Raw genomic sequence first — 7956 nt, 5'->3', positions numbered from 1 at the left:
GTCCCTGACCCCCCGGTTCGCGGGGGGGGGGGGCGCGGTGATCGGGGGTGGGCTGTCCCTGACGGGCGGCTTCTGGCGCGGCGCGCGCCGCGCGGCGCTGTCGCTGGGGTTCGGCATCGCCGCCGGGACGCTGATCGGCGGCGATGCCGCGTGGGACGCCTGCGCGGTGTCAACGCTGCTGATCCCGCCATTGCTGCTGGACTACGTCTCCAGCGTCGGGCGCGCGGTCATCCTGGCCCCGGTGGCGTTCCGGCGCCGGGCGCAGGTGGCGCGGCTGTGGCGCGCGCATCGGCGCGGGGTGATCGTGATCGCGCTGTTCAACCCGCTGGCCTACATCCTCGCGCTCACCGCGCCGAGCTTCACGCCGGTGGTCTACGTGGCCCCGACGCGGGAGTTGAGCGGGCTTCTCACGGTGCTGGCGGGCGGGCTGCTGCTGGGCGAGGCCGAGCTCGGGCGCCGACTGGCCTGGGGCGCTGTCATGGTGGCGGGCGTTGTCGTTCTGGCGAGCGGCTGATAATCGCCGGGGGCGGGCGGCGACAAGCGGGGTTGGACATGGATGGAGGCGAGGGCGGAGGCGGGGGCGAGGGGGCGCGCAGGGTGCTGCTGCTGCAGGGCCCGTCCTCGTTGTTTTTCGCACGGCTCGCCGATGCGCTGGAGGCGCGCGGCGCGACCGTGCTGCGCCTGCATCTTTGCCCCGGCGACTGGCTGTTCTGGCGGCGCGGCGGCGGGCGGGTCTATCGCGGGACCGCGGCGGATTGGCCCGATCACGTCGAGGATTTCATGCGGCGCGAGGCGGTGACGGATCTGGCGCTGCTCGGCGACAACCGGCCGTTTCATCGCCCCGCCATCGCCCGCGCGCGGCGCATGGGCGTGCGGACGCATCACGCGGAGCTGGGCTATGCGCGCCCCGACTGGCTGACGCTGGAACCGGTGGGCGGCGGCGCCAATTCGCTGATGCCTCGCGACCCGGGCGCGATCCGGGCGCTTGCGGCCGCGCATCCGGGTTCGGCGCCCGAGGCGACGCGCATCTACCGGTCGAGCTTCGCGGCCTACGCAGCCATGGACATCGCCTGGAACCTGTCGAATCTGGCGCTGGGCTGGGCGATGACGCCGGGCTACCAGCGCCACCAGATCTGGCACCCGCTGGCGGAATACGCCGGGTTCGCGCGGAAAATGCTGGGCGCGGGCGGGCGGCGGCGGCGTGCGGCGCGGGTTTGCGCGGGTTGGGCCGAGGCGGATTCGGACAACAACCCGCTGTTTCTGTTTCCGTTGCAGCTGCGCACCGATTTCCAGATCCGCGCCCACGGGCCGGACGCCGATCTGCGCGACACTGCGCGCAAGGTGGTGGAGTCCTTCGCCGCCCATGCGCCGCGCGGCGCGCGGCTGCTGGTCAAGGAACACCCCATGGACAACGGCCTGACGCCGTGGCGGCGGCTGCTGCGCGGGCGGGCGCGCGAGCTTGGCCTCGCGGACCGGGTCGAGGTGATCGACGGCGGCGATCTCGACGCGCTGATCGCGCGATGCGCCGGGGTGGTGACGGTGAATTCCACCGTCGGGCTGAGCGCGCTGGCGGCGGGGCGGCCCGTCAAAACCCTGGGCGCGGCGCTGTTCGATGTCGCGGGCATGACCGATCCGGCGCCGCTCGACGCTTTCTGGGGCGCGCCGCGCCCGCCCGACCCGCCGCTGGTCGCGGATTTTCTGTGCGCGCTGGGCTGGGCCACGCAGCTGCGCGGCAATTTCGACGGCGAGGGCGCAGCGCCGGGCGCCGAGGCCATGGCGGCGCGGATGCTCGAACCGCCGCGCCTGCCGTTTCGCGGCTGACGGCGCCGCCGCGGTCAGCGCGGCGGGACCTCCATCAGCGCATCGAGGATCGGACAGTCCGGCACCTCGCCGCGGCTGCATTCCGCCGCCATCTGCGCCAATGTCGCCTCGAGCCGCCCCAGATCGGCGATCCGCGCCCGGATCGCGCCCAGATGGTCAAGCGCGATGCCGTTGATCTCGGCGCAAGTGAAATCGCGCCGGTCGGTCATGTCGAGCAACGCCTGGATCTCGCGGATGCTGAAGCCCAGTTCGCGGCTGCGCTTGATGAAGGTCAGGCGGCGCAGCAGCGTGGCGTCATAGACCCGCGCGCCGCCGCCGCTGCGCAGGGGCGGCGGGATGAGGCCGATGCGTTCGTAATAGCGGATGGTCTCGATATGGACGCCGCTCAGCCGTGACGCCGCGCCGATGCGCCCGCTCCAGTTCGCATTGCCGGGGGTCGCGGTCCGCCCCTTCCGACTTGTTTCCGAATGCTTGCTCACGATTTCGTGATCTCCCGGGGCGCGACGGCGCTTGCATCTGTAGTCGCTACAGACAGTAGACCGGCAGGCGCAGTCACGCAACGGAGACCCCATGACGCCGTCCCGGACGATCGAAAGCCAGCAAACGGCGGGCGCCGCCGACCCGGCGCCGCCCGCGCACACGCCCGATGGCGGGCGCATCGCGGCGGCGGGCGGCGTGATCGGGGCGGTGGCGATGACCTCCTGCTGCATCCTTCCGCTGGCGCTGTTCAGCCTCGGGGCCACCGGCGCATGGATCGGACGCATGGCGGCCATGGCGCAATACAAGGGCTGGATCTTCGCCTTCGCCGCCGCCTGCCTCGCCTACGGATTCCACAAGGTCTACCGCCCGGCGCCCTGCGCCGACGGCGCCTGCGCGCGGCCGCTGCCGCGACGCCTGATGAAAACCTCGCTATGGGGCGCGACGGCGATCGTGCTGGCGGCGATCGCGTTTCCGTATCTCGTTCCGTATGTCCTGAGCTACTGATGGAAGGGCCGAAAACCATGAAATCGCTCCTGATCGCTTCTCTTGCGCTGCTGACGGCGCTGCCGGCCGCCGCTGAACAGCGTTCGGCGAGAATCGAGGTCGGCGGCCTGTTTTGCGCCTCCTGCCCCTATATCGCCGCGCGCGCCATGCAGGAGGCGGCCAGCGCCCGGGTGCTGGAAGGCGCCTATGACGCCGAAACCAGCACCGCGGTGTTCGTGGTCAGCTACGACGACGCGCAGACCACGCCCGCGGAGATCGCCGCAAAGCCCGACAGCTACGGTTACGCGGCGCGGGTGCTTGACGGCGCCGAGGGATCCTGACCCGCGCCGCGACCGGCCCAACGCCTGGCGACTCCGAAGACCCGGGGCGCATCCGCCGACAATTCAAGGGAGTTCATGTTGAAATGAACGACAAGAAGCTTCTCGGAACCGGCCTTGTCGGGTCGGTGATCGCGGCGGTTTGCTGCTTCACGCCGCTGCTGGTGCTGGTGTTTGCCGGGCTGGGGCTGTCGGCCTTTGTCGGCTGGCTCGATTACGCGCTGTTCCCGCTGATGTTCGCGTCGCTGGGGATCGTGGCGCAGGCGCTGTGGATCCAGGCCGGGCGCCCCGCGCCCTGTCCGCGCAACGCCATCCTCGCGGCGGTGATCGTCCTGTCGGCGCTGATCATCTGGCTGGAATTCCGCTACGCGCTGCGGATTTCGATCGCGGCGGCGGCGGCGGTGGCGGCCTATTGGCTCTGGCTGCGGCGCGCCGGACGCGGCGCGCCGGGGCGGGAGCGCCCGCATGTCTGAATCCCGGTCCGGGCGCAGCGCGCCCGAGGGCCTGCATGTCGCGGTGATCGGCGCCGGCTCGGCGGGGTTTTCCGCCGCCATCACCGCCGCCGATCTGGGCGCGCGGGTGACGCTGATCGGACATGGCACGATCGGCGGGACCTGCGTCAATGTGGGCTGCGTGCCCTCCAAGGCGCTGATCCGCGCCGTGGAACCCGTGCATGTCGCCCGCGCCGCCGCGCGTTTCGACGGCGTCGAGGCCAGCGCCCGCATCGTCGACTGGGCCGCCATGGTGGCGCAGAAACAGGCGCTGGTGGATGAATTGCGGGCGGCGAAATACACCGACATCCTGCCCGAATACGACAATATCGCCTATCGGGAGGGACGCGCGCGCTTTGACGACGACGGCGCGCTGACGGTGGCCGGACAGACGCTGACGGCGGACCGGATCGTCATCGCCACCGGATCGCGCCCGGCGATCCCGTCGATTCCGGGCATCGAGGACGTGGCCTGCCTCGACAGCGCCGCGGCGCTGGAGCTCGAAACCCTGCCCGATTCGCTGCTGGTGATCGGCGCCGGCTATGTGGGGGTCGAGATCGCCCAGACCTTCGCCCGCGCCGGGACGGCGGTGACGCTGGTCAGCCGCCGCGGCCCGCTGCCCGAGGCCGAACCGGAGATCAGCGCCGCGCTGGCCGGATATCTCGCCGATGAGGGCATGGACATCGTTTCGGGCATCGCCTACGCGCGCATCGAGACCACGCAGGACGGCGTTCGCCTGCACCTGACGCGGGACGGCGCGCCGCTGGCGATCGAGGCGGCGCAGGTGCTGATCGCCACCGGGCGCCGCCCCAACAGCGACGGGATGAATCTGCGCGCCGCCGGCGTGACGCTGGGCGAAAACGGCGGAATCGCGGTCGATGACCGGATGCGCAGTTCGCGCGCCGGGGTCTATGCGGCGGGGGACGTCACCGGGCGCGATCAGTTCGTCTACATGGCGGCCTACGGCGCCAGGATCGCCGCGAGCAACGCCCTGAACGGCAACGCGCTGGTCTATGACAACGCCGCCATGCCGGCGGTGACCTTCAGCGACCCGCAGGCGGCGAGCGTCGGGCTGACCGAGCGCGCCGCGCGGGCGCAGGGCATTGCGGTCAAGACCTCGGTCCTGACGCTTGACAACGTGCCGCGCGCGCTGGCGGCGCGGGACACGCGCGGACTGGTCAAGCTGGTCGCCGACAGCGCCGACGGGCGGCTGCTGGGGGCGCATGTGCTGGCCCCCGAGGGGGCCGAATCCATCCAGACGGCGGCGATCGCCATCAAGGCGGGGTTCACCTATCAGCAACTGGCCGAAACGGTGTTTCCGTATCTGACCACGGTCGAGGCGCTGAAGCTCGCCGCCCAGACCTTTGACATGGACGTGAGCAAATTGTCCTGCTGCGCCGGCTGACGCCCGACCCGCGCCCCGCCAAACCCGGCGCCGGCGCGGGGTTTTCGACTGGGTTTGGCCCGGATGCGTCCACGGGTGCGCCTGCGGACGCCGCCATCCGGCGCGAGGGGGCGCGCCCGGCGCGGATCGGACCATGGTCTGATCCATTTCCGTCAAGAGGCCGAGTTTCGCCGCCGCCCGCCATGGGGTAGCCTCCGGCCATGAAGGAAAACCCGCCCCTGGTCACGGTCGAGGCCACGCCGCGCTGGCGCCGCTTCAGCCTGGCGCAGCGATTCGCGCTGGCGGGCAGCCTCGTGCTGCTGGCGGGGGCGCTGGCCATCGGCAGCTGGGTGTCCCAGCGGATCGAGGACGGCGTGGTGTCCAACACCGCGATCTCCACCGCGCTCTACATGGAAAGCTTCATCGCGCCGCTGACCCAGGACCTGCGCCGCGCGGACACGCTGGGTCCCGGGGCGCGCCAGGCGCTCAAGGAGATTTTCCAGGACACGCCGCTGGGCGAACGGGTGGTGTCGTTCAAGATCTGGAAGAAGGGCGGGCTGGTGGTGCACGCCTCAGATCCCTCGCTGATCGGCCAGCGATTCGAACCCAGCGACCGCCACATGGCGGCGTGGCGCGGCGAGGTCTCGGCGGTGTTCGAGGACCTGAGCGGCGCCGAGAACAAGCACGAGCGCGCCATCGGCATGCCGCTGCTGGAGATCTACAGCCCGGTGCGCGAGGTCTGGTCGGGCGAGGTCATCGCCGTGGCCGAATTCTACGAAACCGCGGTGGAGCTGCGCGCCAGCCTGCTGGAAGCGCGGATGAAGACCTGGCTGATGGTGGCGGCGGTGACCCTGTCCATGGGGGCGCTGCTGTTCGGCATCGTGCTGGGGGGCAGCCGCACCATCGCCCGCCAGCAACGCGCGCTGGAGGCGCGCATCGGCCAGCTGGCGGCGCTGGCCGACCAGAACGCCACGCTGCGTCGCCGGGTGCAGGACGCCACCAGCCGCGCCGCGGCGCGCAACGAACGCTACCTGCGCCGCATCGGCGCCGATCTGCATGACGGCCCGGCGCAGCTGCTGGGCTTCGCGGCGCTGCGCCTTGACGCGGTGACCGGCATCGGCGACCGCGGATCCCGCGACAAGGAAGTCGAGATCGTGCGCCAGGCGCTGGATGACGCCATGCGCGACATCCGCGACATATCCCGCGGGCTGACCCTGCCGGAGGTCGAGAACCTGCCGCTGGGCGACGTGGTCCGGCGCGCGGTGGCGGCGCATCAGCAGCTTTCGGGCGCCGAGGTGACGCTGCGCATTCGCGGCGACGGCAGCGACGCGGTGGCCCAGTCGCTGAAGATCTGCGTCTACCGTTTCGTGCAGGAGGGCCTGTCGAACGCCCTGCGCCACGCCGGCGGCAAGGGGCTGGTGGTGAGCATGGTCGTGCGCGAAGGCACGGTGCGGGTGCGGGTGTCGGATTCAGGCCCCGGCTTTGACGCTGCGGACACCGGCGCGCAGGCCAGCGCTTCGTCCGGGGCGGGCGGGCTTGGCCTGCCCGGCCTGCGCGACAGGGTTGAAAGCCTCGGCGGATTGTTTGAAATCAGCAGCGCGCCCGGCAAGGGCGCGCATCTGAGCATGACATTGGACCTCGACGGAGGAAGCCGCCATGACTGACCCCATTCGGGTGATGATCGCCGACGACCACCCGCTGTATCGCGACGGCGTCGCGCGCACGCTGGTGGAGACCGGGCGTTTCGAACTTGTGGGCGAATGCGCCGACGCCGACGCGGCGGTGGCGCTGGCGCTGGACTGCGCGCCGGACCTGATACTGCTGGACATCTCCATGCCCGGGGGCGGCATCGGCGCGGCGCGGCGCATCTCGGCCGGCGGATCCGGCGCGCGCATCGCCATGCTCACGGTGTCCGAGGCCGATGAGGACGTGATGGAGGCGCTGAAGGCCGGCGCCACCGGCTACATCCTCAAGGGCGTCAGCGGCGCCGAACTGGCCCGCGTCGCCGGCGACGTGGCCGAGGGGCGGTCCTACGTGTCCCCGGCGCTGGCGGCGCGGCTGCTCAGCGCCATGCGCGAACCCAAGAAGCCCCAGCATGAAGACCTGCTCGACGATCTGACCAAGCGCGAGGAGGAGATCCTGCGCCTGGTGGCGCGCGGGCAGTCCAACAAGGAAGTCGGGCGGGCGCTCGACCTCCAGGAAAAGACCGTGAAGCATTACATGACCGCGATCCTGCACAAGCTGCAGGTGCGCAACCGGGTCGAGGCGGCGGTGCTGGCTCAGGAGGCCTGGGGCGGCGGGCGCAGCAAGTGACCGGCGCCGCGCGGATTTCAGATCGTCGCCTTCCAGATCATCGCCGACGCGTCTGCGCCGGCGGGAACGACCGGCCCCATGGGGCCGCCACAGAGGTGCTTGGCGTTGGTCGCGTGGCGCATGGAGGCGCGTTGCGTATTCGCCGCCTCCCGAGTCCGGAGAGATCCGACAGTTGCGTCGTCGGGGGGCCCGTGCGCCGTTCCTCGACGAGTTTCCCTCAATAGCCGGCGATGTCGTCGAGGCGCGCGCGGTCCTTGTCGGTGGCGGCGCGTTCGACCACGGTGTTGTCGTCCGAATCGCTCAGTTCGTAGCGGTCGTTCTGGATCGATTCCCTCCAGCCGTCCGGATAGTTGACCGAGATGTCGCGGCCCGACACCTCGACGCGCGAACCGTCCTTGCCGGTGAACGAGCGCCCGGAGCGGCTGGCGCCCTCGCGATTGCCGCCGCCCTTCTCGCGCCCCCGGTCGGAGTCGCGACCGCGCGCGCCGGCCGCGCGGCCGTCGTCGCCGCCTGAGCCGCTGCCGCTGTTGCCACCGTCGTCGTTGCCGCCGTCATCGCCTGAGCCGCTGCCGCTGTTGCCGCCGTCGTCGTTGCCGCCGTCATCGCCTGAGCCGCTGCCGCTGTTGCCGCCGTCGTCGTTGCCGCC

The 7956-nt window shown here is 71.4% G+C and carries 8 protein-coding genes and 2 pseudogenes; 8 read left to right on the top strand and 2 right to left on the bottom strand.

Going from position 1 to position 7956, the window contains the following annotated elements; all coding sequences use genetic code 11:
* Both AC1HC7_RS11435 and AC1HC7_RS11430 read left to right on the top strand, forming a co-directional pair.
* Positions 1-514 (top strand): annotated as a pseudogene (locus AC1HC7_RS11435) (DMT family transporter); the annotation flags it as partial.
* 38 nt (positions 515-552) lie between these two features.
* Positions 553-1821 (top strand): capsule biosynthesis protein, encoded by a 1269-nt coding sequence (locus AC1HC7_RS11430; RefSeq protein ID WP_479499032.1) that lies wholly within the window; start codon positions 553-555, stop codon positions 1819-1821.
* Between the two features lie 14 nt (positions 1822-1835).
* On the opposite strand, the gene AC1HC7_RS11425 is transcribed toward AC1HC7_RS11430, so the two are convergent.
* Positions 1836-2300 carry a MerR family transcriptional regulator gene (locus tag AC1HC7_RS11425; protein WP_479497445.1) on the bottom strand — a complete coding sequence of 155 codons (465 nt, stop codon included), beginning with the start codon at positions 2298-2300 and terminating at the stop codon, positions 1836-1838.
* A gap of 91 nt (positions 2301-2391) precedes the next feature.
* On the opposite strand from AC1HC7_RS11425, the gene AC1HC7_RS11420 reads away from it, so the two are divergent.
* The 6 genes from AC1HC7_RS11420 (at position 2392) to AC1HC7_RS11395 (ending at position 7310) form a co-directional block, all read left to right on the top strand.
* A complete protein-coding gene (locus AC1HC7_RS11420) occupies positions 2392-2805 on the top strand; it encodes a mercuric transporter MerT family protein (protein WP_479497446.1) in 414 nt (137 codons plus the stop codon).
* Positions 2806-2822: 17 nt separating this feature from the next.
* On the top strand, positions 2823-3125 hold the full coding sequence (locus AC1HC7_RS11415) for a hypothetical protein (protein ID WP_479497447.1): 303 nt from the start codon (positions 2823-2825) through the stop codon (positions 3123-3125).
* Positions 3126-3208: 83 nt separating this feature from the next.
* Positions 3209-3595: a mercury resistance system transport protein MerF gene (gene merF / locus AC1HC7_RS11410; RefSeq protein WP_479497448.1), complete on the top strand. Its 387-nt coding sequence runs from the start codon at positions 3209-3211 to the stop codon at positions 3593-3595.
* On the top strand, positions 3588-5018 hold the full coding sequence (merA, locus tag AC1HC7_RS11405) for a mercury(II) reductase (RefSeq protein ID WP_479497449.1): 1431 nt from the start codon (positions 3588-3590) through the stop codon (positions 5016-5018). The genes merF and merA overlap by 8 nt, the downstream gene beginning before the upstream one ends.
* Before the next feature lie 200 nt (positions 5019-5218).
* Positions 5219-6661, top strand: a complete 1443-nt coding sequence (locus AC1HC7_RS11400; RefSeq protein ID WP_479497450.1) for a sensor histidine kinase — start codon at positions 5219-5221, stop codon at positions 6659-6661.
* Positions 6654-7310 carry a LuxR C-terminal-related transcriptional regulator gene (locus tag AC1HC7_RS11395; protein ID WP_479497451.1) on the top strand — a complete coding sequence of 219 codons (657 nt, stop codon included), beginning with the start codon at positions 6654-6656 and terminating at the stop codon, positions 7308-7310. Before AC1HC7_RS11400 ends, AC1HC7_RS11395 begins: the two co-directional genes overlap by 8 nt.
* A gap of 217 nt (positions 7311-7527) precedes the next feature.
* Here AC1HC7_RS11395 and AC1HC7_RS11390 read toward each other — a convergent pair.
* Positions 7528-7956: pseudogene (locus AC1HC7_RS11390) on the bottom strand (hypothetical protein); the annotation flags it as partial.

It is taken from the genome of Oceanicella sp. (assembly GCF_056449545.1).
Note: the sequence above shows the minus strand (reverse complement) of the source record. Positions and strands in the feature narration are given on the sequence as shown.

Coding starts and splice junctions, on each gene's coding strand:
- AC1HC7_RS11420 (WP_479497446.1), top strand. CDS start 2,392: ATGACGCCGTCCCGGACGATCGAAAGCCAGCAAACGGCGGGCGCCGCC.
- AC1HC7_RS11400 (WP_479497450.1), top strand. CDS start 5,219: ATGAAGGAAAACCCGCCCCTGGTCACGGTCGAGGCCACGCCGCGCTGG.
- AC1HC7_RS11430 (WP_479499032.1), top strand. CDS start 553: ATGGATGGAGGCGAGGGCGGAGGCGGGGGCGAGGGGGCGCGCAGGGTG.
- AC1HC7_RS11395 (WP_479497451.1), top strand. CDS start 6,654: ATGACTGACCCCATTCGGGTGATGATCGCCGACGACCACCCGCTGTAT.
- merA (WP_479497449.1), top strand. CDS start 3,588: ATGTCTGAATCCCGGTCCGGGCGCAGCGCGCCCGAGGGCCTGCATGTC.
- merF (WP_479497448.1), top strand. CDS start 3,209: ATGAACGACAAGAAGCTTCTCGGAACCGGCCTTGTCGGGTCGGTGATC.
- AC1HC7_RS11415 (WP_479497447.1), top strand. CDS start 2,823: ATGAAATCGCTCCTGATCGCTTCTCTTGCGCTGCTGACGGCGCTGCCG.